Raw genomic sequence first — 22472 nt, forward strand, 5'->3', positions numbered from 1 at the left:
ATGATTAAGTGGAAAAGTCACAACGAATACCGCGTAAACTACGAGCCAGCCGGCGGCTACTCAGGGAAGTGAATAGCACCGCGACCGGGCCCCAGCTTACGCTAGAGTCGTCGTTGCATACGGCTCCAAAGAATCGGCTTCATGACGGGGGTAGCGCGGCGGGCTAACGCGCCAGCCGCTGCTGCAAAGGTAAAAAGCCCGGCCGGATGCCGCCGAAAAAATACGTGGGCGTGGTGGGGCGCCTGTGCCAGCAGGAAGCGGCTACCTCGAAGTTGGCCCAACCCAAGCCGCCACAACTACGTGTATGGCTGCAACCAGTATCTTGCGCCCCACGCATGAACGTCCATCTCCAGCAAATCCTCGACAATCCCCTGGCCGCCCTGGCCATCGTGGGCAACCTCGTCATCATCGAAAGCCTGCTCTCCGTGGACAACGCGGCCGTGCTGGCCACCATGGTTTCCGATTTACCCCGGGAGCAACGGCAAAAAGCTCTCCGCTACGGCATCATTGGGGCCTACGTGTTTCGGGGGCTCTGCATTCTGTTTGCCTCCTACCTCATTCAGTTCTGGTATTTGAAGCCCTTGGGCGGCCTGTACCTGCTGTACCTGGCTTACAGCCAGTTTGCCAGCCGAAGCTCCTCGGAGGAGGAAGACGTGGACAAGCAGAAAAGTTGGCTCTACCGCAGCACCCTGGGGTTGCTGGGCCCGTTCTGGGCTACCGTGGCCCTAATTGAACTCATGGACCTGGCCTTTTCCATCGACAACGTGTTTGCCGTAGTGGCCTTCACCGACAACCTGATCCTGATTTGCCTGGGCGTATTCATTGGCATTTTGGCCATGCGGCTGGTGGCGCAGGCCTTTGTGCTGCTCATGGGCAAGTACCCCTTCCTGGAAACGGCCGCGTTTATCGTTATCGGCATTCTGGGCCTGAAGCTGCTGCTTTCCTTATTTGAGCACTACCTGCCCCAGCATCCGTTCAGCCACTTCTTGGCCAGCGAAACCGCCGATGTGGGCCTGACGATTCTCACGGTAGCCGTATTTGCTGTGCCCTTGCTTACGTCCTGGTTATTTGGCGTACCCTACCGCCAGGGCAGCCGGTAAACCCTTGAACCGACTGTCATTGCAAGCGGGAGCGAGGAATCTGGGTCAGCTTCTACTGAGTAGCCCAGAGTCCTCGCTCCCACTCGGAATGACAGGGGGTTGGTGTACCTTGTAGTTACTGGCTAGCCCGGCGCAGCAGCAGCTCCACACGCTTGGGGTTGCCGCGCGTGAGCACGGGGTAGGCCACGTCGGTGCGGAACAGCAGCCGGCCGCCATCGGTAATGCGGGCCTGCACGGTGTAGGTGTAGTTGGGCCGGATGCGGGCCGTATCGTAGCGTAGGGTAAAGGGCAGCGGCACCTGCCGTCCGTTGGGCCGAATTGTTACCGAATCGATAACAGTGGCGGCTACATCCTGCAGCGAAACATCCAGCAGGTGCACCCGCACCACGGCCGTCGGCGACAACGCTATTCGCTCCCGGTAGGCCACGCTGCCTGTAATGGAGTCTTTCACCACTACGGGAGTGGGCCTGCTGCCTGCGTTGCCAGGAGCCGAAGGGGTAGCGGTGCAGCTGGCTAGCAGCAGCAAACCAAAAGCACACAACAAACCTGATTTCATGGGCAGGGAAAACTAGCGGATACAAACGCAACGGGTAGGCACGAATGTATCCGCTTTTTCCTGGTTATCAAGCGCCTGAGCAGCCCGGCAACCAAGCCCCGCCCCTACCGGCTGACCACTTCCTCCAGGCGCAGGCGCTTCTGAATGGCGTCGGTGGCGGCTTCCAGAATGTCGAAGGCATTGGTAGCCATGGTGTTCTCGCTGTCGAGAGTAGGGTTGATTTCCACCATTTCAAAGCACACGACCCGGTCGTTGTCGAGCAGGGCGCGGCACAGGCTGATGGCTTCTTCCACGTTGAGGCCTTCCTCCACGGGCGTGCCAGTGCCCTTGCTAAAGCGCGAATCCAGGGAATCAACGTCGAAGGACACGTACACCATGTCGCAGAAGCGCAGGCGCTCGAACACCTCGCGCGCCACCTGCCGGGTGCCCTTGGCCTTCACTTCGTCCAGCTTGTAGTTTTTGATGCCCAGGCGGTCAATGATGGCGTCTTCCTCGTACTCCGTGTCGCGCACCACAATGTAGATCAGGTGCTCCCCGGTCACTTTCGGGCCGGGCTCGCCTAGGTTTTTGAGCTTCTGCCAGAAAAACTCGGTTTCGGGCTCCACGTGGTTGCGCTGGCACTCGCGGTTATCGTCGCCCAGACTGATGGCGAGCGGCATGCCGTGCATGTTGCCCGAGGGGGTAGTAAATGGGGAGTGGATGTCGGCGTGGGCATCTACCCACACCACCCCGAGCGTTTTGTGGGGGTAAGCCGCCTTGATGCCGGCAATGGTGGCGGAGGCGTTGCTATGGTCGCCGGCCAGTACCAGCGGGAACTCCCCGAAGCGCAAGGTTTGTTCTACGGCGCTGGCAATGCCTTTTTGCACCGTGTAGATAGAATCAATGTGTTTGGCCTTCGGAAAATGGTTTTTTTCGAAGAGCACGTGGTTCAGATCGGGTACGCTAACCGAGTTGAACCGACGGAAGTAGTCAGAACCTTTGTTGAGGCAGGCCACCTTCAGGGCATCCACGCCCAGACTGGCACCACGGGTTCCGGCCCCGAGTTCGGAGCGTACTTCCAGAAGCTTAATGCGTCGCATATTACATTGGCAGAAAAGAGGTTAGGTGGTTTAGATGCTTGCCGATTGAGCGAAAACTCTTCCGCTCAGGCTTGACGCGCGCGGACCTTCCGGCGCAACCAACGAACAAAGCACAACCAAAACCCCGGCGAGGGGGTATCTTTGCGGGTCCTAAGTTCGGAAAAAGCCGGCGGGTTTAGAAATCTGGTAAGCTCAACCTTTAACCGAATAGCCGGCCGTGGGCTACCTGCCCGCCCAGCCTTTTCCCTCACATAACTTTTCTCAGCAACTCCTTTAATGGATACCTACCACGACCTGATTTCGCAGACGTTCGATTTCCCGACCGACGAGTTTCGGGTAGAGCAAAACGAGCTGCGCTTCCACGATATTGACCTCATGGCGCTGGTAGAAAAGCACGGCACGCCCCTGCGCCTCGCTTACCTGCCCAAAATCAGCTCCCAGATTCAGCGGGCCAAGGAGTGGTTCCGCCTGGGCATTGAGCAAACCGGCTACCAGGGCAAGTACTCCTACGCCTACTGCACCAAGGCCTCGCACTTCAGCTTCGTGGTGGAAGAAGCCCTGAAAAACGGCGTCCACATCGAAACCTCCAGCTGGTTTGATACCAACATCATCCGGGCCATGCACGCCAAGGGCAAGGTCACGAAGGATACCTACATTATCTGTAACGGCTTTAAAACCGAGGAGTACAAGTACGAAATCACGCGCCTGATCAACGACGGGTTCGTGAACTGCATGCCCATTCTGGACTCGCCCAACGAGGTAGACTACTACCACGACAACGTGCGCGAGAAGTGCAACGTGGGCATGCGCCTGGCCTCCGACGAGGAGCCGCGCTTCCAGTTTTACACCTCCCGCCTGGGCATCCGCTACACCGACGCGCTGCCGCTCTACCAGCAGAAGATCAAGGACGATCCGCGCTTTGAGCTGACCATGCTGCACTACTTCATCAACACCGGCATCAAGGACACCTCCTACTACTGGTCGGAGTTGAGCCGCTTCGTGCACAAGTATTGCGAGCTGCGCAAGGTGTGCCCTACCCTCACCACCATTGATATTGGGGGCGGCCTGCCCATTCAAACCAGCATTCAGAAGGAGTACGACTACCCCTATATGATTGCGGAAGTGCTGCGCACCATCAAGCGCATCTGCGAGGAAGAGGGCGTGCCGGAGCCGGACATTTTCACCGAGTTCGGCATTTTCACCGTGGGCGAATCGGGGGCAACCATCTACAGCATTCTGGACGAGAAGCTGCAGAACGACAAGGAGTTGTGGTACATGATTGACGGCTCGTTTATCACGAACCTACCCGACACCTGGGCCCTGAACCAGCGCTTCATCATGCTGGCTCTGAACGGCTGGAACAAACAGTACAAGAAAATTCAGCTGGGCGGGCTCACCTGCGATTCTCAGGACTACTACAACGCCGAAAAGCACATTTACCAAGTGTTCCTGCCCGAGCGCAAGCCCGCCGATGCCAAACCGCTGTACGTGGGCTTTTTCCACACCGGAGCCTACCAGGAAAGCCTCTCGGGCTACGGCGGCGTGAAGCACTGTCTGATTCCGGCCCCGAAAATGGTCATTCTGGACCGCGCCGAAGATGGCACTCTCACCGACCGGGTTTTTGCCGAGGAGCAAACCGGCGAGTCGATGATGCGGATTCTGGGCTACCAGTCGTAAGAGGCAGTAGAAACGGGAGCCTCCTCTTCCGGAAGCTCCCGTTTTTTATCGAGTTCCGAGGGCCGCTGGTCGAAGTCGAGGCGCGGTGAGTTGCAAGCCGTTGCCGCTTCGGCTACCTTTACCAGCTGACACGTACATTCGGGCCTGGCCCATTCGCTTATTCTACCTACTCTCATGAAAAAATTGCTACTCCTCGCTTGCGTAGCCGGCCTTGGGCTCAGCTCCTGCAACAAAAAGTCCCAGTGCCCGGCCTACAGCAGCACGAAAGATGCCTCGCGCATTTCTTCTACTATCACGGCCCAGCACGGCCCGACTACGGAGCGTCAGTAAAAGCCTAAGCTGCCGCAGCGTTTGGTAGCAAATCTGTATTGCAAAAGCCTTCTTCCTGTTGGGAGAAGGCTTATTTGTACTTATTAGATAAATTATTATTTAGAACGAACTAGACAATTTCACTGTTAGCCAGTCGTTAACTCGTGGAAAGCGCTGCTGTTGAACTGATTGGTTGGGCTTTTGCACCTCATCTTATTGCATTTTCTCATGAAGAAACTATTCCTATTGAGCGTTGTCGCGCTAATGGGTACTGCTTCTTGCCGGACTAAGTGCCCGGCTTACTCAGCTACCAAACCCGACACCCGTGTGGCGGCCCCGGCCATGGCCAGCACGGCTACCCCGCCGGAGCGGCAGTAACCTCTCACGGCTTCCACCCTCCTTCCTCTGCCAGCAGGGGCCTCTTTCGCCAAGGAAGGAGGCCCCTGCTGGCTTTTCAGGGGCTAACGACCGGCCAGAATCAGGTTGGTGGCGGCGCGCAGGTTGGCCACGCGGGGTTGGTAGGTAGCCGGCTCGGAGCTGCCAACCAAAATGCCGCGCACGCCTACTTTGTGGCCGGCCTGCATGTCGCGTAGCCGGTCGCCCACCATCCAGCACTGGTCGGGGTCGAGCTGAAACCGAGCCAGGGCCTTTTCCAGCATCAGTGAATCAGGCTTACGTAACAACGACTCCGAAACGCTGGGGTGGGATGGGGCAAAGTAGCAGGCATCGAGGGCGTGGTCAGTGGCTTGCTGCAGCTTCTGGTAGCAGGCTTCGACCTCGGCGGCGGTATAAAGGCCCTTGGCAATGCCGGCCTGGTTGGTTACCACGATGAGGTAGTAGCCGGCTTGTTTGAGGCGGGCCAGGCTTTCGGGCACGTCCTCCAGCACCACCAGTTTCTCCAGCTCCCAGACATAGTGCCCGATTTCCTCGTTCAGCACGCCGTCACGGTCCAGGAATACAGCTTTATTCATCAGCAAATGGTAGAAAGAAGTTGGGGCCAGGGTAAGCAGAAACCAAAGGTACGCGGCCGCGCCGGTTGCGGGTCCGGCCGACTGGATGGGCCACCGCCGGCTGCGTACCTTTGTGGCCGCTGGTGGCCCATCCAGTCGGCCGGCCCCGCACGCGACCCTACTCTTTTCACTACCCCACCATGGCCATTGCAATTCTGGGCGGCGGCATTTCGGGCCTTACCCTGGCCTGGTACCTGCAACGCGCCGGCATCGACTACGATTTGTTTGAGGCCTCGCCCCGCCCCGGCGGCACCATCCGCTCGGAGCAGCACGGCCCCTACCTGCTGGAAACCGGCCCGAACTCCCTACAGCTATCCGAGGAACTGCGGGAGCTCCTGGAAGGGCTGGGGTTAACCCCACAGATTCAGGACGCTGCGGCCGTCAGCCAGAACCGCTACGTGCTACGCCAGGGCCGCTACCAGCAGTTGCCCGCCTCCCCCCCGAAGCTGCTGACCAGCTCCTTCTTCAGCCTGAAAGCCCGGTTTAACCTCCTACGCGAGCTAACGCGCCCGGCCGTACCGGCCGACCCGCAGGAAACGCTGGCCCACTTTTTTTGCCGCCGCTTCGGGGCGGAGGTAGTTGACTACGCCCTGAATCCGTTCATTTCGGGCATTTATGCCGGCGACCCGGAGCAACTGCTGCTGCACAAAACATTTCCGCAGCTAGCGGCCCTGGAGCAGCAGCACGGCTCGGTAGTGCGCGGGCTGATGAAAAGCAAAAGCGCGGCGGCGGGTCGGCGCCGCATCTTCACGCTCCGGGAAGGCCTGCAAACCCTACCTGATACCCTGGCCCGGAAGCTGCGCCGCGCCCATTTCGGCCAGGGAGTCACCTCCTTGCATCGCCGCGCCGATGATGGCCGCTGGGAGCTGGAAACCACGGCCGGACCAGCTCCCCGCCTTTATCACCAGGTAGTACTCACCCTGCCTACTTACACCGCCGCGCCGCTACTGCAGGCGCAGTTCCCGGAAGCGGCGGCCGCCTTGGCCCAGGTGTACTACCCCCCCATGACGGCCGTGTACACGGCCTACCTACGCACCGAGGTGCAACATCCGCTCGATGGATTTGGGGCCCTGCACCCGAAGGTGGAACAGCCCTACGCCGCCGGCAGCATCTGGACCAGTTCTATTTTCCCGGACCGGGTGCCCGCCGGGCAGGTGCTGTTTACCACCTTTGTGGGGGGTAGCCAGTACGAGGCCCAGGCCCGCCAGCCGGAAGAAATGCAGAAAGCCGCCGTGCACGAGGAGCTGAGTCGCTTTTACGGCGTAGGCGCCGGCGTACAGCCCCTGTGGCAGCACCGCTACTACTGGGAGCGGGCCATTCCGCAGTTTGATGCTCGCATTGGGCCGGCCCACGCCGCCGCCGATGCCCTGGCCCTGCAGGGCCTGCACGTAACGGCCAACTGGCGGGCCGGCGTGGGCGTACCCGACTGCGTACGGCACGCCCGAGCCCTGGCCGCCACGCTGGCGGGGCGCTAGGGGCAGCCTTCCTTTTCGCGCCTGGTTCCTTCTGTTACCAATTACCAAGGCCAGAACTTAAGCCTTCATTTCGCATGTTAGCCAGAGGGCACAACCCGGTAAAGAGGCAACCCAGAACCGTGTTTTTGCATCTGTAGCTACCACCCGAAGTTTGCGCGCGGTTGCCGCCTGGCTCTGCTAGGGCACACGAAACAAACTTCTACCTTTACGGCAATGAACAACGGGCTCGTCCTGATACCAACCTACAATGAGCGGGAAAATGCGGAGCTAATTATCCGCAAGGTCTTCTCATTGCCCCAACCGTTCGATGTGCTCGTCATCGACGACGGCTCGCCGGATGGCACCGCCGAGATTGTGCGCGGGCTGCTGCCGGAGTTTACTGGTCGGCTGTTTCTGGAGGAGCGCACCGGCAAGCTGGGCTTAGGCACGGCCTACATCCACGGCTTCCGCTGGGCCCTGGCGCGCGGCTACGAGTACGTGTTCGAGATGGACGCCGACTTCTCCCACAACCCCGAGGACCTCATTCGCCTCTACGATGCCTGCGCCCACCAGAACTACGATCTGGCCATTGGCTCGCGCTACATTCAGGGCGTGAACGTGGTTAACTGGCCCATGGACCGGGTACTGATGTCGTACTTTGCCTCGGCCTACGTGCGCCTGATTACGCGCATGCCCATCATGGATGCCACGGCGGGCTTCAAGTGCTACACGGCCCAGGTGCTGCGCACTATCCCGCTGGAGCAGATCAAGTTTGTGGGCTACGCCTTCCAGATTGAGATGAAGTGGCTGGCCTACAAGTATGGCTTCCGCATCAAGGAAGTGCCCATTATTTTCACCGACCGGACTCGGGGCGCGTCTAAAATGAGCAAGGGCATTTTCAAGGAAGCCCTCTTTGGCGTGGTGCAAATGAAGATCAGCAGCTGGTTTCGACAGTTTAACCGGGCGGCGGCCCCAGGCGAGTCGGTTACGGCTAGTGCTACCTTAACGGTGCGGTCCGCAACTTCCGCCTCAGAAACCCGGTAAGTACTTCGGGCACAGTTCGGGTGCCTGGCGCGGCATATTGCGGCGGCCCCGTATCTTACCGCCCATGGAAAACACCCCGCTCTTCTGGGTTGGCTTCAATGCCTTCGTACTGGTTCTGTTGCTGCTCGATCTGCTCGTCTTCAACCGCAAGGCCCACGTCGTGCGTATGCGCGAGGCCCTGGGCTGGAGTGCGTTCTGGATTGTGCTGTCTTTGGGCTTTAACTACCTGGTGTACCGCTGGCAGGGCGAAACGGCCGCTCTGGAGTTCCTGACCGGCTACCTGATTGAGAAGTCGTTGAGCGTCGACAACCTGTTTGTCTTCCTGCTGATCTTCACCTACTTCAAAGTCCCGCAGCAGTACCAGCACAAGATTCTGTTCTGGGGCATTATTGGGGCTCTGGTGTTGCGGGCTGCCTTTATTTTGGCTGGGGCGGCCCTGCTGGCCAAGTTTCACTTCCTGCTGTACGTGCTGGGGGCTTTCCTGGTGTACACTGGCGTTAAGATGGCAACCAGCGGCGGCGAGCCGGAAATTGACCCCGACAACAACCCCGTGGTCAAGTTTCTGAGTCGGCACTTGCCCATTACCAACCGCCTGCACGAGGGCAAGTTCTTCGTGCGCCAGAACGGGACGCTCTTTGCTACCCCCTTGCTGGTCGTGCTGGTGATGGTAGAAACCACCGACGTCGTTTTCGCCGCCGACTCCATTCCGGCTATCCTGGCCATTTCGCGCGACACGTTTATTGTGTACACCAGCAACGTGTTTGCCTTGCTGGGGCTGCGGGCCCTGTACTTTGCGCTGGAGGGCCTCATGCGCCTCTTTCACTACCTGCACTACGGCCTGTCGCTCATCCTGATATTTATCGGCGCGAAGCTGCTGGTAGCCGATCTGGCCCATATTCCGATGGGCGTTTCCCTGGGCGTTGTGGGTCTAATTCTGGGAGGCTCCATCGTCCTTTCCCTGCTGTTTCCCAAGAAGGAGCAGCCGCCCGTTCCCACGGAGGAGCACTAAACTAACGCTGTGTTTTTCACACAAAAAGCCCGCAACTACCATGTAGCTGCGGGCTTTTTGTTTTCTGTCTTATCAACCACCGATAGGCTTACGGCTTGGTAGGCGGGGTAGCGGGTTGCTGGGCGGGGGGCGCGTCCTGGGCCGTGTTCACGCCGGCATCGGGGGCAGTATTGCCGCCCAGCAGATCAATCAGGTTCAGGGGCTCGTACTGCGAGGAATCGGCGGCTACTACGGTGCGTACCGTGTCGCGGGTAGCGCGCACGATAAACTTGCGGGCCGGGCCGTTGATGTTGATGGCGTAGCCCAGGTTCTCATAGTCGCTCTGGGCAATCAGGCCTTTACGGGCCATCAAGCCGGCAATCAGGCGGTAGAAGTAGCGCGCCGAGCCCCGTAGCTCCCCGTACTGGTTAAAGGAGTAGCGGTAATACTTAGGCTTGGGAATGATGCTGGCCAGGTAGAGGCTTTCGGTGAGCGTGAGGTTATCGGGGCGCTTATCAAAGTAAAATTCCGCCGCCTCGTGGATACCGTAAATTTTCGGGCCCCACTCAATGATGTTCAGGTAGACCTCGAACATCCGTTCCTTGGAGGCCAGACGGGTGTTTTCAATAATCCAGACAATCAGGGCCTCTTCGGCCTTGCGTACAATGGTCTTCTTCCGCGTCAGGAACACGTTTTTCACCAGCTGCATGGAAATGGTGCTGCCGCCGCGGGCAAAGCGCCGCTCCTTCAGGTTCTGAATGGCCGACTTCACAAAGGCCTTTTCCATGAAGCCGCGGTGGGTAAGAAAGCGCGGGTCCTCGGCCGTCATAATGGCCGCCTTCAGATAATCGGACACCTCGTTGTAGGGCGTGAACTCCGGGTTGGAGGGGCCTACCATAAAGGTTTTCACGGAGTCTCCCTTGTCGTTGTAGGCCGTGTAGGGGAACTCCTCGTTGAGCTTGTTCAGGTTTTCGCGGCCGAAGTGGGTGATGCGAAATTTGGTGGCCTGCAACCCCGAGTTGAACTTGAGGCTGTCCAGCTTATTCATGTCCAAATCGGCCATTAGGCGGTACTTGAGCGTACCCTCGGCCTGGGTGCCTTCCAGGGTTTCAAACACGCCCTCGGGCAGGGAGGCGAAGAAATCGTTGGCCTTGGTTTCGGCCGACTCTACGTTCAACTTCAGCTGAATGCCGGCCAGCAGTTGGTTGCGGTTGGTCAGGCCGTTGATGTCCTTGCCAATCACCCGCTCGGGCACCGGCAGGCGGCGCACACTCAGCTCCGGGAACAGCTCCATGCGGTTGAGTAGCACCCGCGTGCCCTTTTCCAACGCAAACGAGGCTTGGCCCAGCTTCATCACGAAATCAATGCCGCCGCGCGGGAAACGTACGTCGCTGTCGGAAAGCTTGGGGTGATTGACGATGAAGTTGGCGGCCGAGGCCGTGCCGTGCACGGTTAGCTCATCGTCGCCGTTCAGGTCTTTGTCGCTGAGGCTCACGCGCACGGTGTCAAACTGCACCCGGGCGCCGTAGCGGCTCTGCACGTAGGGCAGCACCACGGGCCGGCGCTCCAGGCCAAACACCTGCGCATCCACCTCGTAGTCGCTGGCATCAATGCGGCCCTGCACGCCCACCCGGTTTTCCACCGAGTCGATAACGGCCGTGAGCTGGCCGGTAATGTCGCCGTCCTCAATGGCTAGGCGCGGCATGGTCAGCGTCGCCTCGTGGCGGGGGCTGCGGTAGGTAACCAGGAAATTGCGGAAGTCGGCTTCCTCCGGGATGTTGTCGAAAGTCGCCTCCAGCAGTTGGTTAGCCAGCAGCCCGTAGTTCGTGCCTTTGGTAGTATCGCGCGGTACCTCGGGCTGGTTTTTCTTCTTTTTGTAGAGGAAGGAGTAGTTGTCCTGGCCGGTGCGGGTTTGCCGGGCGCTGAGGCGGGCATTGTCAATTTCCAGGTTGCTGAACACTGGGCGACCCGCAAACAGGCTACGCACGCTCAGGGATGCGCGCACTACCTGGGCCCGCAGCAGCGTATCGGGGGTGGCGGTGGGCACTAGGCTCACGCCGTTGAGTTGCACCGTGTTCAGGTCGGTGAAGCGGGCCGGGCCCAGGGTTAGCACCACGGGGTACTTGCGCTCCACTTTGGCTTTCACCTGCTGCAGGGCGTAATCCAGCAATTGCTGACGCTTAAACAGGAAAATACTGAGGCCCAGGAGCAAAAGCGCCGTCAGGATGCCGAGGCCAATGCCGATTTTTTTCTTGGTAGCTGGAGTCACGCGAACAGGTCGGGAGAAAGGAAGTCGCGGCCGGGCCTGCCAGATTCGTGCCGAACCCACCGCCGCTCGGACGACAAAGGTAGCGAAAAAGGCCCGCGCCCCGATTGGCTTGCGCCGGGGCTTCCCCTACCTTTGGCCTGTCCTGGCCAATTTTTCCTTCTACGCATGTCCGCACCTGTCGACTACGCCCTGCTTACGCCGCTCACCGCCGTTTCGCCGCTTGATGGGCGCTACCGCAGCCAAGTGGCCCTGCTCGCTCCCTATTTTTCGGAGCTGGCCCTGATTCGCTACCGCGTGCTCGTGGAAGTGGAATACTTCATTGCCCTCTGCGAGCTACCCCTACCCCAGCTGCAGGATATAGACACTGCCACCCTCGAAGGCCTGCGTAGCATCTACACGGGCTTCTCAACAGAGGATGCCGAGGCCGTGAAGGCCCACGAGAAAATCACGAACCACGACGTAAAAGCCGTGGAATACTTTCTGCGCGACCAGTTCACGGCCCGGGGCCTGGGCCAGTACCTGGAGTTTATTCACTTCGGCCTGACCTCGCAGGATATCAACAACACCGCCATTCCGCTCAGCCTGCAGCACGCCCTAATTCATACTCTGCTGCCGGCCTACGCGAAAGTGCGCAACCAGCTGGCTACCCGCGCCACTGAGTGGGCAACCGTGCCCATGCTGGCTCGTACCCACGGCCAGCCCGCCTCTCCTACCCGCTTGGGCAAGGAAGTTCAGGTGTTCGTGGCCCGCCTCGATGCCCAGGTGGAACTGCTCGGGCAGGTGCCTTTCGGGGCCAAGTTTGGCGGCGCTACTGGTAACTTCAACGCCCACCACGTGGCCTACCCCGACACCAACTGGCACAACTTTGCCCGTCAGTTTGTGGAAGGCCGGCTGGGCCTGAAGCGTAGCTACCCCACCACCCAGATTGAGCACTACGACCATCTGGCGGCCCTCTGCGACGCCCTCAAGCGCCTCAATAACATTCTGATTGACCTAGCCCGCGACGTGTGGCAGTACATTTCCCTGGGCTACTTCCGCCAGACCATCAAGGAGGGCGAAGTAGGGTCATCGGCTATGCCGCATAAGGTCAATCCCATCGATTTCGAAAACGCAGAAGGCAACCTGGGCCTGGCTAACGCCGTGCTTGAGCACTTAGCCGCCAAGCTGCCCATCTCCCGCCTCCAGCGCGACCTGACCGACTCCACCGTGTTGCGCAACCTGGGCGTCCCGCTAGGCCACACCCTCATTGCCCTGACGGCCCTGCAGCGCGGCCTAAACAAGCTGGCCCTCGATGAAGAAGCCCTGCGCCGCGACTTGGACGCCAACTGGCCCGTAGTGGCGGAGGCCCTGCAGACCATTCTGCGCCGCGAAAACTACCCCGACCCCTACAATGCCCTCAAAGCCCTAACCCGCACCCACGGCGCCATCACGGAGGAAACCATCAGCGCCTTCATTGACACACTCGATGTCAGCGACAAAGTGAAGGGCGAGCTGCGTGCCATTACGCCCGCTAACTATGTAGGAATATAGGCTGCGCTAACAAAGTGCTTCCACGCTCCCTCCGGAAGAACAGTTATTGGTTTCCTGCTTACACTTTCAAAGCAGTATAATCGTACTCACCTGAGGCCTGCCTTATAGCAGTCAGCGGAGCCAGAATTATCCCTAATTTAAGCGAAGAAGCCACTCAACTACATTTTTGTAACATATGAAATAGCTTTCCAAATACTGCCACAAATCAGTAGCAGTATTTAGAAAGCTATTTCATGTGTTACAATCCTTAATTCATAAGTAGTTTCTGTACCGGTAAGGTAGTTTAAACAGAGGACTGTGGCATGCATAGTGAAGTGAGGTAAGTTGATTACTTAGGAGGAATAACCCTGGAGTTTTCCTACCCCATGCTAGGTTGGTCAAGATAGGAAACTGCTTTATTGAGGTAGCCCTGCTATTTTTACCGGCTCATATCCCGCTCCTGTACCGTGCCCCAGCTTTCCAACGGCGTATCCGTTCATCCTGACTGCCGCCATTTCCGCGGTGATATTCCTTGCCGCCCCAACAAAGAGCACGGCTACCAGTGCGCCAATTGCCCGGTTTACGCGCCCATTGAGCAGCGCATTCTAATTATCAAGCTCGGAGCCATTGGCGACGTGATTCGGACTACCCCGTTACTGCGGCGGCTGCGGCAGGAGTACCCGGCCAGCAAGATTACCTGGCTGACCCTGACGCCCGCCATTTTGCCCCAAGGCGTCATTGATGAGGTCCTGAAGCTGGACTTGCCCGCCGTGCTACACCTGCAGCAGCGGGAATTCGACATTCTATTCAACCTGGACAAGGACAAGGAAGCCTGCGCCTTGCATGACTCCATTCGGGCTACTCGAAAGTTTGGCTATACCCTGCACCCCCAGTACGGGGTAGCTTGGCCCGGCAATGCTTTGGCTGACCATAAGTACCTCACTGGTGTCTTCGACGAGTTGAGCTTGCAGAATCAGAAGCCTTACGTGCAGGAAATTTTTGAGCTTAGTGGGTTCGATTTTCGGGGCGAGGAGTACGTCTTTGACACCCACGAAGACAAGGGCTATAACTGGAGCGCCCTGCCCACGGGCCGCCCGCGCATCGGCCTGAATACCGGCTGCGGCGACCGGTGGACAACCCGCCTGTGGTCAGATGAGAAGTGGGAAACCCTGATTAGCCAGCTGCAGGCGGCCGGTTACGCGCCCGTGCTGCTGGGCGGCGAGGCAGAGGCGGAGCGTAACCAACGCCTGCAAGCCGCTACCGGCGCGGCTTACCTGGGCACCTTTCCGCTGCCGCAGTTCATCAACCTCATGCACCAAATGGACGGCATCGTAACGCAGGTAACCATGGCTATGCACATCAGCATTGCCCTGCGCAAGCCCACCGTTCTGATGAATAACATCTTCAACCCCTACGAATTTGACCTCTACGGCCGGGGCCAACTCGTGCAGCCTGACCGCCAGTGCGTGTGCTTTTACCGCGGCTCCTGCAAGCTCGGCACCAGTTGCATGGAGGATTTGCCGGCGCAGAAGGTGTTTGAGGCCGTGCGAGCCAGCGTGGCCGTGTAACAAGATCTACTTGTTCAACAGAATTCTTTTGGCGGCTTGCAAAGCTTCAAGCAGTGTGTTTAGCTCTACTCCAGCGCCGTTCTTGCTTTCTTGCAAAAACTCTACTCTGATATCATCTGGCCCATTATCCTGATTTAGCAGTGCAACGTCTCGCCCTCCAATAACGACGTAGGCGACCAGCTCTTCGTAATCGACAGGGCTTCCTATGATAACGCGATACGGTGTAGCTGCGCCCATTATACAGCTGGTTCGTTAACCTGCGCCACTTCCTTCAGAGCCTTTACCATTACCTCCCACGAGAATTCCTTTTTCTTGGCCCACACGCCGGCCGTAAACTCCTGTTCCCGCTCCTGCTCGTAGAAATCGACCAGGGCATCGGCAATGGCTTTGGGGGTAGGCGGCACCACGTAGCCTACCTCGCCGTTCGGAATCAGCTCAGCCAGCCCGCCTACGTCTGTTACCAGCATGGGGCGGCTGAAATGGTAGGCAATTTGGGAGACGCCGCTTTGGGTAGCGTTTTTGTAGGGTTGCACCACCATATCAGCGGCGCAGAAGTAGTCTACCACCTTTTCGTTCGGAATGAAATCGGTGGCTCGGACCAGGCGATTTTCCAGCTGGTGCTGGCGTATTAGTTCTTCGTAAGGCGCTGCATCTTCGTAATACTCGCCGGCAATAATAAGCTTCACGGGCAGCTTGGTGAGGCGCTCATCCGCGAAGGCCTGCAGGAGAATGTCCAAGCCTTTGTACGCTCGAATGAAGCCAAAGAATAACAAATACCCCACCTGCGGATCGAGGCCTAGGGTGCGTAGGGCTTCCGCCTTGGGCTTAAGTGGCCCGAAGTTGTCGTAGAGCGGATGGGGCCGGTACAGGGCGGGCTGCTTGAAGTGCAGGCGGCGCAAATCGGCCAGCACGGCCCGGCTCATGGTCACGAAGCCCTGACAGGCGGCCAGGAAGTAGCGCGTGAGTGGACGGTCGCCGGGACGCTTTTCGTGCGGAATTACGTTGTCGGTGATGGCGACTACCCGGGTATGGCGGTTGCGGCGCACCAGGCGAGCCACTGTACCAAGGGCTGGCCCCATGAAGGGTAGCCAAAACCGAAATATGACCACATCGGGTCGCTCCCGCCGCAGCCGGTTGCCTACCTTGTACCAGCTCAGCGGATTCACTGAGTTTAGGCTGACCTCAATGTCCAGGTCCTTGGGACCGGGCTCCGTGCTGAACTGCGTCTGGCCCGGAAACAGAAAGTCAGGGTACTGGAGCGAAAAAGTTACCAGGCGCACCTCGTCGCCGGCCTCCCGGAAAGCCCGCGCCAGCCGCTCGTTGTAGGTTGCCAGTCCGCCCCGTAGTGGGTAGGCCGGGCCAATAATGACGACTTTCATACACGTAAGCTACTACAAAACCGCCCTGCCATACAGGGCAGGGCGGCTTCGATGTGGGTTGTTACTTCAAATTCAGTCGTTCCCGCACTAGGTAGTCGTTGCGGTGGGCGCCGTTCAGTTGGACCATTTCTGCTAGAAAACCCGCTAGGAACAGCTGTATTCCAATGATAACGGCGACCAGCGCCAGGAAAAACAGAGGCTGTGCCGTAACGTCGCGGGCGTGCAGGTTGTGCTGGGCTAGCCACACCTTCTCCCCTACCAGCCACAGGGTAATTAGCATGCCCACTAAAAACGACAAGGAGCCTAGCGTACCGAAAAAGTGCATCGGCCGCCGCCGAAACCGGCTCACGAAAGTGATGCTCATTAGATCGAGGAAGCCGTACACGAACCGCTCCAACCCGAATTTTGTGACACCGTACTTGCGCTCCTGGTGCTGCACTACCTTCTCCCCAATCTTGCGGAAGCCGGCCCACTTGGCAATTACCGGGATGTAACGGTGCATTTCGCCATATACCTCCACACTTTTCACCACGCGGCTGTCGTAGGCCTTCAATCCGCAGTTAAAGTCGTGCAGATTGATGCCGGAAATCCAGCGCGTGACGCCGTTGAAGAGCTTGGTAGGAATGGTTTTGCTGAGCGGATCGTAGCGCTTCTTTTTCCAGCCGCTTACCAGGTCCAGGCCTTCCTCCGTAATCATGCGGTAGAGGCCCGGCAGTTCCTCCGGTGAGTCTTGCAGGTCGGCATCCATGGTGCAAACCACCCGGCCGGTAGTTTCCTTGAATCCCACGTTCAGGGCCGCCGACTTACCGTAGTTGCGGTTGAAGCGAATGCCGCGCAGGTGCACGTCATCGGCCGCTAACTCCTCAATTACTTCCCAGGAAGTATCCGTCGAGCCATCGTCAATCAGAATGACTTCATACGTGAGCCCGTGCTGGGTAAGCACCCGATGAATCCAGCGCGTGAGTTCTGGCAAAGACTCGGCTTCGTTGAGCAGGGGAATGACAATGGACAGCTCAACGGGGAAATGCTGCGAAAGACGCTTACTCAAACTCAGGACGGGAATGTTTGGTGAAGGCCGAAATAATCAAGGATAAAATCAAACCGCCTATTACGCCTCCAAAGATTGTTTTGACGATCGACAGCGCGGAACCCATTTTCTCCTGGGTGAAGTCAGCCAAGCCTTTTTCCATTGCCTCTTCCGGCAAATTAAGCTTGGCGAGCGTTTCCTCCGTGTAGTCACGTACGGACTGCACATAGTTGGTGTCGAGGAAGTTAATGTATACGTAATTGAAAATACCTGATAGGATGCCGTACAGCAAGCCAATCATCAGACCGATGACAATGCCTTGCTTGTACGTCATAAAGCCGTTGTTACTCCGCTTAAATTCCTTGTGCGCCATCACCATGCCTACAATCCAGAGAGCAGCTATCAGCACTAGTGACACCACGGGCATTTTGAAGCCCAGGCCTGTCATCCTGAAGATCAGGTCCAGGATAACTCCAGCAATGCCAACGATGAGGCCGTAGCGAATGCCAACCGAGGCTGGAGTGACGGCGGGGGTAGCGGTGTTTTCCATAGCAGAGGATGTTTGGTTGTTATGAGGGCGGAAGGTAGATTATTTCCGCAAAAACACCCCACCCGGGATACTAAGCAACACCCCAAATATCATCTTCTTAAATAATTCATCCTGGGCAAAAGCGGCCGGCGTACGTGCTAGGTCGCGTAGAGCTGCCTCATACTGCTGCCGTCCGTTGGGCTGCTTTAGGTAAAAAGCCTGGGCGTTCGTTAGTAGTTGACGGGCCTCTGCCAAATGCTGTTCAATAGGCGCAGGCCCCGTTAGCTGCGAGAAAGTGTACAATCCTACTGCCGCTACACTGGCCCCAACTAAGGTAGTGAGTAGCCCGACGCCAATAGACTTGCCCAGGCCCGGACCATTAGCGTAGTAGCGGCGCAACAGAATTTGACTTATAACGGCCGCCACCGGGGGAAAAAAGTCAGAGAGCGTCCGTTTGGGACCGTACGCATTGTTGTCGGTCAGGTGCAGGAACAGCACCCAGGCAATGCAGAGCGCTCCTGTTAGAAAGCCATACAATATGGCAGTGCGCAGAACCGGGTGTGAGGAAGGAGAAGTTGATGCCAATGCCAAGGAATAATAGGAGTGGCAAGATACAACGTCAACAGGCAAACTAAGCAGCTACGGCTGCTGCCGGAGCAGGACGGCGGTTCCACCGCAACAGCACACCTTCTAGCAGTAAGCAAGCTAGCGCCCCCCATAAGCAGTAGCGCCACAAGGGAACCCCTACACGCGTGGCTCGGTAGTGCGCCGCCACAGTTTGCGCCTGCCCCGGTTCATATACCTGAATATTTGGCCGATTGGGCCCTACCAGTTGCCGTAGTTCAGCAGCAGAATAACTGCGCAGGTCTGACTCTCGCTTATCGAAGTTAAAAGCAAGGGTAGCAACTGTCTTGCCGGCTCGTTGTAAGCTATAGAAACCAGGCTCCTGCAATCCGGGCGGCACATCTAGGTGCAATACGCCCCCTTGCTGACGCTGAACAGGAATATAGGTAAGGCTGTCCTTTACTAAACGGTATACCACATTGTCTGCGAGGCTGGCCTGTTCCAGCTTCGGCAAACGGAGCGCTATTGTCTGCTGATTGAGCCGGTAGGCGGGCAGCTGCTCCTGCTGATAGCTTTCCATGGCCAGGCGGTACATGACGGGCACAAACAGGGGGTGTTGGGCAAAGTCTGAGTAAAGGCTATTCAAGGGGGCGGCAAACACATATACCATTCCTTTGCCGCTGGGAAAACCAGCTAGATACTCTTGGCCATCTCGCATGCGTAGTACATCAGTACCGGAACGAGACCAGCCTAGTATGGGTGCTGCCTTAGGCATGCCGGCCCGCTGGTTGGCATTCGTGAAGACGTCCCGAAAAAACGGGTTTTGCGCACTGGGCATTGCAACCTCCTGTAGCACAGGTCCGCTGCTCGATTGTGGTTGCCATTGGACTGAGCCAACACCTAATTCCCGAAACAGCCGAGTATACGATTCCTGGCTACTACCAATAGCAGAGGGTATAACAACCACGCTTGCTCCTTGCTGGACGGCCCGCCGTAGATTTTCGCGTAGCCCAACTGAAATAGCAGGAGCCTCCCGTAGCACCAGCAAATTTGCATTGAGTATGCTTTGATAATCTGACGGCAGCGTTCCAACGTGGCGATATGAGAACAAAGGTTCGTTCGCGTAGAGCCGCGCCAACTGCTGCTCAGTGGCCAGTTCAACCACTGAAATTTGGGTAGCAGGCTGCAGAGTAAAGCAGTAAGTATTATCGAAGTCAACCGGAAAGTCCTCTATCTCCACTCGGCATGCCTGTGCTGCGGCATCAGACAACCGCACCCGGACCTGAGTTGTCACCGTTTGCTGCGCTGGTACACTGACTTGCAGCGCAGCGGCCTGTTGACGACCAACAAATACTTTAACCTGACAATTGGTGGCCGGCTGTTCCCCTCCGTTCCGCAAGCGAATACGAAGACGCAAGTCTACTCCCTGCCGGACGAAAGCATCATCAAGCCATACACTATCAACAAAGGCATTAGGACCATCTTGCGCAGCTAGCGGCACCAAGAATACCTGCCGAGTAGTATCAAGCTCACGGATGGATTGTGTAGAAAAGCTTTTTTTCTGGAAATCGGAAAAGACAAACAAAGGATCAACTGCTTGTTGCTGCTGATTTTGCAGCAGCCATTGCCCTAAGTCAGTGTTCTGACCTGTTGCCTGAATCTGCTCAACTGCAACCTGGTACTCTGGAGCTCCCAAAGCTGATTTTCCTGCAGGCAACAACGAGTAACGTGCGGTAGCGGGAAAAGCTAAAGGCAACGCAGAAGCTTCTTGAATACCATGCTCCAGCACTGACTGCTCATTACGCCCCAGCCGACGCATACTAGGCGAGTTGTCCAGTATCACCCCTACCGTTCCATTATCTGACTTCGACTCTATCGGGGCAGGAATAAAGGGCTGCGCGAACAACAGAACTAGAAAGCCCAACAGACCTATGCGCGCAGCTAACACTGCTAAGTGCCTCAATTTTCGCTGACGCGCAGTAACCAGCTTTACCTCACTAATAAACTCTACGTTAGAAAAAAGCAGCTTTTGTGGGCGCCTTAGTTCAAACAAGTGAATTGCAATTGGAATAGCAATAGAAGCCAACCCAATTAAAAACCACGGATAGGTAAAAACCATGCTGTAAGAAGTGAATCCTTGAAGATAAACACAAAGACTCTCTTTATGATGCACCTAATATCTATTAACAAGTTACCCACTATCAAACTACAAGGTTCAATCCACTATGTATCATCTAGTTGTAGATAAATACTAATGTTGTTGTACTACTGAACGATTCAAGGCAAGTACCCCGCCTCTCTGCTCTACCGAGTAGAGGCGAGGGGGAGCATAGGGATAGGGGGATAACGCACGTCGGCCCCCCGCAGCACGAAGTCGCGGGGGGCCGAGGCACATAAATGATAAGGTTGGCGGCGACCGACTCTCCCGCCGGTGAAGGCAGTACCATAGGCGCTCCGGGGCTTAACGACTCTGTTCGGAATGGGAAGAGGTGAACACCCGGGCTAAAGCCACCATTATCAAGCCAGCATCCTGTCCACCGAAGCGGACAAGGGCTGTCGTATTTTAACATAGAGGCAGAGTAGGAAAAAGAAAGAGGTGAGCTACGTATGCTACAGAAGTGTTCGAGTCCTTAGTACCCCTCGGCTGTGCGATTTCGCGCTCTACACCTAGGGCCTATCAACGTTGTGGTCTCCAACGACTCTTCTATCGGATATCTCATCTTCAGGTGAGTTTCGCACTTAGATGCTTTCAGCGCTTATCTCATCCCAGCGTCGCTACCCGGCGCTGCAACTGGCGTCACAACCGGTGCACGAGCGGCTGGTCCAACTCGGTCCTCTCGTACTAAAGTCAGGTCCTGTCAAATATCCTACGCCCACCACAGATAGGGACCGAACTGTCTCACGACGTTCTGAACCCAGCTCGCGTGCCACTTTAATCGGCGAACAGCCGAACCCTTGGGACCTTCTCCAGCCCCAGGACGTGACGAGCCGACATCGAGGTGCCAAACCTCCCCGTCGATATGAGCTCTTGGGGGAGATCAGCCTGTTATCCCCGGCGTACCTTTTATCCTTTGAGCGATGGCCCTTCCATGCGGAACCACCGGATCACTATATCCGTCTTTCGACCCTGCTCGGCTTGTAGGCCTCACAGTCAAGCCCGCTTCTGCTATTGCGCTCTGCGTACGGTTACCAAGCGTACTGAGCGGACCTTTGAAAGCCTCCGATACATTTTTGGAGGCGACCACCCCAGTCAAACTACCCAGCAGACACTGTTTCCGTTTCCAGATTAGGTGCCAAACAACACAAGGGTGGTATTTCAACGTTGGCTCCCCCAGACCTGGCGGCCCGGGTTCACAGCCTCCCACCTATCCTACACATGTGTTGTCCAGCATCAATGTCAACCTATAGTAAAGGTGCACGGGGTCTTTCCGTCCCGTGGCGGGTACTCGGCATCTTCACCGAGACTACAATTTCACCGAGCTCATGGCTGAGACAGCGCCCAGATCGTTACACCATTCGTGCAGGTCGGAACTTACCCGACAAGGAATTTCGCTACCTTAGGACCGTTATAGTTACGGCCGCCGTTTACCGGGGCTTCGATTCAAACCTTCGCTTGCGCTAAGTTCCCCTCTTAACCTTCCGGCACCGGGCAGGTGTCAGGCCTTATACTTCCGCTTACGCGTTCGCAAAGCCATGTGTTTTTGTTAAACAGTCGCCTGGGCCTTTTCACTGCGGCTTCTCCATCACTGGAGGAAGCGTCCCTTCTCCCGAAGTTACAGGACCATTTTGCCGAGTTCCTTGGCCATGATTCACTCGAGCGCCTCAGGATGCTCTCCTTGACTACCTGTGTCGGTTTGCGGTACGGGTTATCTAGCAGTAAACGCTTAGCAGGTTTTCTTGGCAGTCTGATTAGGAGAACTATCCCATTGGCCGAAGCCGCTAGGTACTATCACGTTTCAGCTAGGTGGGCGTACTTAACTACCCTCCCACTACCTACACGCTTTAACGGGCACTTCCGTCCGCCCGCGTCTCTTTCACTTCTGCGTCACTGCATCACTCCACTAAATAAGTGCGGGAATATCAACCCGCTGTCCATCGACGTAGCCTCTCGGCGTAGCCTTAGGTCCCGACTAACCCTGCTCCGATTAGCGTTGAGCAGGAAACCTTAGTCTATCGGCGAGGGGGTTTCTCACCCCCTTTATCGTTACTCATGCCTACATTTGCTTTTCTGGCCGCTCCAGCAACTCTGACAAGTCACCTTCTCCGCTGACCAGAATGCTCCCCTACCACTTAGCTATAAGCTAAATCCATCGCTTCGGTACCGGACTTGATGCCCGCGTATTATCGATGCCCTCTCGCTCGACCAGTGAGCTGTTACGCACTCTTTAAAGGAATGGCTGCTTCCAAGCC

At 57.2% G+C, this 22472-nt stretch carries 18 protein-coding genes and 2 rRNA genes (1 of these 20 running past the window's edge); 9 read left to right on the forward strand and 11 right to left on the reverse strand.

The window, feature by feature from the left end:
• Positions 1 to 335 precede the first annotated feature (335 nt).
• Positions 336 to 1100, forward strand: coding sequence for a MeeY/MeeF family manganese export membrane protein (locus tag MWH26_RS12165; RefSeq protein ID WP_247974505.1), 765 nt, complete (start codon positions 336 to 338; stop codon positions 1098 to 1100).
• Between the two features lie 115 nt (positions 1101 to 1215).
• On the opposite strand, the gene MWH26_RS12170 is transcribed toward MWH26_RS12165, so the two are convergent.
• A complete protein-coding gene (locus MWH26_RS12170) occupies positions 1216 to 1656 on the reverse strand; it encodes a YbaY family lipoprotein (protein ID WP_247974506.1) in 441 nt (146 codons plus the stop codon).
• Between the two features lie 104 nt (positions 1657 to 1760).
• Positions 1761 to 2735 carry an arginase gene (locus MWH26_RS12175; RefSeq protein WP_247974507.1) on the reverse strand — a complete coding sequence of 325 codons (975 nt, stop codon included), beginning with the start codon at positions 2733 to 2735 and terminating at the stop codon, positions 1761 to 1763.
• Positions 2736 to 3011: 276 nt separating this feature from the next.
• Here MWH26_RS12175 and MWH26_RS12180 point away from each other — a divergent pair, with 276 nt between their 5' ends.
• The 3 genes from MWH26_RS12180 to MWH26_RS12190 all read left to right on the forward strand — a co-directional run bounded on the left by MWH26_RS12180 (position 3012) and on the right by MWH26_RS12190 (position 5099).
• A complete protein-coding gene (locus MWH26_RS12180) occupies positions 3012 to 4412 on the forward strand; it encodes a type III PLP-dependent enzyme domain-containing protein (RefSeq protein WP_247974508.1) in 1401 nt (466 codons plus the stop codon).
• Between the two features lie 174 nt (positions 4413 to 4586).
• A complete protein-coding gene (locus MWH26_RS12185) occupies positions 4587 to 4742 on the forward strand; it encodes a hypothetical protein (RefSeq protein ID WP_244696888.1) in 156 nt (51 codons plus the stop codon).
• A gap of 207 nt (positions 4743 to 4949) precedes the next feature.
• Positions 4950 to 5099, forward strand: a complete 150-nt coding sequence (locus MWH26_RS12190) for a hypothetical protein (RefSeq protein ID WP_247974509.1) — start codon at positions 4950 to 4952, stop codon at positions 5097 to 5099.
• 83 nt (positions 5100 to 5182) lie between these two features.
• Here the strand turns inward: MWH26_RS12190 and MWH26_RS12195 are convergent, their stop codons facing one another.
• Positions 5183 to 5692: a D-glycero-alpha-D-manno-heptose-1,7-bisphosphate 7-phosphatase gene (locus MWH26_RS12195; protein WP_247974510.1), complete on the reverse strand. Its 510-nt coding sequence runs from the start codon at positions 5690 to 5692 to the stop codon at positions 5183 to 5185.
• Positions 5693 to 5871: 179 nt separating this feature from the next.
• On the opposite strand from MWH26_RS12195, the gene hemG reads away from it, so the two are divergent.
• The 3 genes from hemG (at position 5872) to MWH26_RS12210 (ending at position 9238) form a co-directional block, all read left to right on the forward strand.
• Positions 5872 to 7206, forward strand: coding sequence for a protoporphyrinogen oxidase (gene hemG, locus MWH26_RS12200; protein ID WP_247974511.1), 1335 nt, complete (start codon positions 5872 to 5874; stop codon positions 7204 to 7206).
• 213 nt (positions 7207 to 7419) lie between these two features.
• The gene (locus tag MWH26_RS12205) at positions 7420 to 8229 is read left to right on the forward strand and encodes a polyprenol monophosphomannose synthase (RefSeq protein WP_247974512.1); all 810 of its coding nucleotides are present in this window, start codon (positions 7420 to 7422) and stop codon (positions 8227 to 8229) included.
• A 64-nt stretch (positions 8230 to 8293) separates the two neighbouring features.
• Positions 8294 to 9238: a TerC family protein gene (locus MWH26_RS12210; protein ID WP_247974513.1), complete on the forward strand. Its 945-nt coding sequence runs from the start codon at positions 8294 to 8296 to the stop codon at positions 9236 to 9238.
• 88 nt (positions 9239 to 9326) lie between these two features.
• Here MWH26_RS12210 and MWH26_RS12215 read toward each other — a convergent pair whose 3' ends face one another.
• The gene (locus MWH26_RS12215; protein ID WP_247974514.1) at positions 9327 to 11486 is read right to left on the reverse strand and encodes a biosynthetic peptidoglycan transglycosylase; all 2160 of its coding nucleotides are present in this window, start codon (positions 11484 to 11486) and stop codon (positions 9327 to 9329) included.
• Positions 11487 to 11651: 165 nt separating this feature from the next.
• Here MWH26_RS12215 and purB point away from each other — a divergent pair, with 165 nt between their 5' ends.
• Together purB and MWH26_RS12225 are read left to right on the forward strand one after the other, a co-directional pair.
• Positions 11652 to 13016, forward strand: coding sequence for an adenylosuccinate lyase (purB, locus tag MWH26_RS12220; RefSeq protein ID WP_247974515.1), 1365 nt, complete (start codon positions 11652 to 11654; stop codon positions 13014 to 13016).
• A gap of 446 nt (positions 13017 to 13462) precedes the next feature.
• Positions 13463 to 14563 (forward strand): glycosyltransferase family 9 protein, encoded by a 1101-nt coding sequence (locus tag MWH26_RS12225; protein ID WP_247974516.1) that lies wholly within the window; start codon positions 13463 to 13465, stop codon positions 14561 to 14563.
• Between the two features lie 236 nt (positions 14564 to 14799).
• Here the strand turns inward: MWH26_RS12225 and MWH26_RS12230 are convergent, their stop codons facing one another.
• The 7 genes from MWH26_RS12230 to MWH26_RS12260 form a co-directional block, all read right to left on the reverse strand.
• Positions 14800 to 15942: a glycosyltransferase gene (locus MWH26_RS12230; RefSeq protein ID WP_247974517.1), complete on the reverse strand. Its 1143-nt coding sequence runs from the start codon at positions 15940 to 15942 to the stop codon at positions 14800 to 14802.
• 61 nt (positions 15943 to 16003) lie between these two features.
• A complete protein-coding gene (locus tag MWH26_RS12235; RefSeq protein ID WP_244696900.1) occupies positions 16004 to 16990 on the reverse strand; it encodes a glycosyltransferase family 2 protein in 987 nt (328 codons plus the stop codon).
• Positions 16983 to 17519 carry a DUF4199 domain-containing protein gene (locus tag MWH26_RS12240; RefSeq protein WP_247974518.1) on the reverse strand — a complete coding sequence of 179 codons (537 nt, stop codon included), beginning with the start codon at positions 17517 to 17519 and terminating at the stop codon, positions 16983 to 16985. Before MWH26_RS12240 ends, MWH26_RS12235 begins: the two co-directional genes overlap by 8 nt.
• 39 nt (positions 17520 to 17558) lie before the next feature.
• Positions 17559 to 18083, reverse strand: a complete 525-nt coding sequence (locus MWH26_RS12245; protein WP_247974519.1) for a DUF4199 domain-containing protein — start codon at positions 18081 to 18083, stop codon at positions 17559 to 17561.
• 46 nt (positions 18084 to 18129) lie between these two features.
• A complete protein-coding gene (locus MWH26_RS12250) occupies positions 18130 to 20181 on the reverse strand; it encodes a BatA domain-containing protein (protein ID WP_247974520.1) in 2052 nt (683 codons plus the stop codon).
• 285 nt (positions 20182 to 20466) lie between these two features.
• A 5S ribosomal RNA gene (gene rrf / locus MWH26_RS12255) occupies positions 20467 to 20578 on the reverse strand.
• A gap of 95 nt (positions 20579 to 20673) precedes the next feature.
• Positions 20674 to 22472, reverse strand: a 23S ribosomal RNA gene (locus tag MWH26_RS12260); it runs 1103 nt beyond the window's last position.

Source organism: Hymenobacter sublimis, assembly GCF_023101345.1.
GTDB lineage: Bacteria > Bacteroidota > Bacteroidia > Cytophagales > Hymenobacteraceae > Hymenobacter > Hymenobacter sublimis.

Bases quoted from the DNA above. Each gene is read 5' to 3' on its own strand.
- MWH26_RS12205 (WP_247974512.1), top strand. From the start codon at position 7,420: ATGAACAACGGGCTCGTCCTGATACCAACCTACAATGAGCGGGAAAAT.
- MWH26_RS12190 (WP_247974509.1), top strand. From the start codon at position 4,950: ATGAAGAAACTATTCCTATTGAGCGTTGTCGCGCTAATGGGTACTGCT.
- MWH26_RS12170 (WP_247974506.1), bottom strand. From the start codon at position 1,656: ATGAAATCAGGTTTGTTGTGTGCTTTTGGTTTGCTGCTGCTAGCCAGC.
- hemG (WP_247974511.1), top strand. From the start codon at position 5,872: ATGGCCATTGCAATTCTGGGCGGCGGCATTTCGGGCCTTACCCTGGCC.
- MWH26_RS12185 (WP_244696888.1), top strand. From the start codon at position 4,587: ATGAAAAAATTGCTACTCCTCGCTTGCGTAGCCGGCCTTGGGCTCAGC.
- MWH26_RS12210 (WP_247974513.1), top strand. From the start codon at position 8,294: ATGGAAAACACCCCGCTCTTCTGGGTTGGCTTCAATGCCTTCGTACTG.
- MWH26_RS12180 (WP_247974508.1), top strand. From the start codon at position 3,012: ATGGATACCTACCACGACCTGATTTCGCAGACGTTCGATTTCCCGACC.
- purB (WP_247974515.1), top strand. From the start codon at position 11,652: ATGTCCGCACCTGTCGACTACGCCCTGCTTACGCCGCTCACCGCCGTT.
- MWH26_RS12240 (WP_247974518.1), bottom strand. From the start codon at position 17,519: ATGGAAAACACCGCTACCCCCGCCGTCACTCCAGCCTCGGTTGGCATT.
- MWH26_RS12175 (WP_247974507.1), bottom strand. From the start codon at position 2,735: ATGCGACGCATTAAGCTTCTGGAAGTACGCTCCGAACTCGGGGCCGGA.
- MWH26_RS12250 (WP_247974520.1), bottom strand. From the start codon at position 20,181: ATGGTTTTTACCTATCCGTGGTTTTTAATTGGGTTGGCTTCTATTGCT.
- MWH26_RS12195 (WP_247974510.1), bottom strand. From the start codon at position 5,692: ATGAATAAAGCTGTATTCCTGGACCGTGACGGCGTGCTGAACGAGGAA.
- MWH26_RS12165 (WP_247974505.1), top strand. From the start codon at position 336: ATGAACGTCCATCTCCAGCAAATCCTCGACAATCCCCTGGCCGCCCTG.
- MWH26_RS12230 (WP_247974517.1), bottom strand. From the start codon at position 15,942: ATGAAAGTCGTCATTATTGGCCCGGCCTACCCACTACGGGGCGGACTG.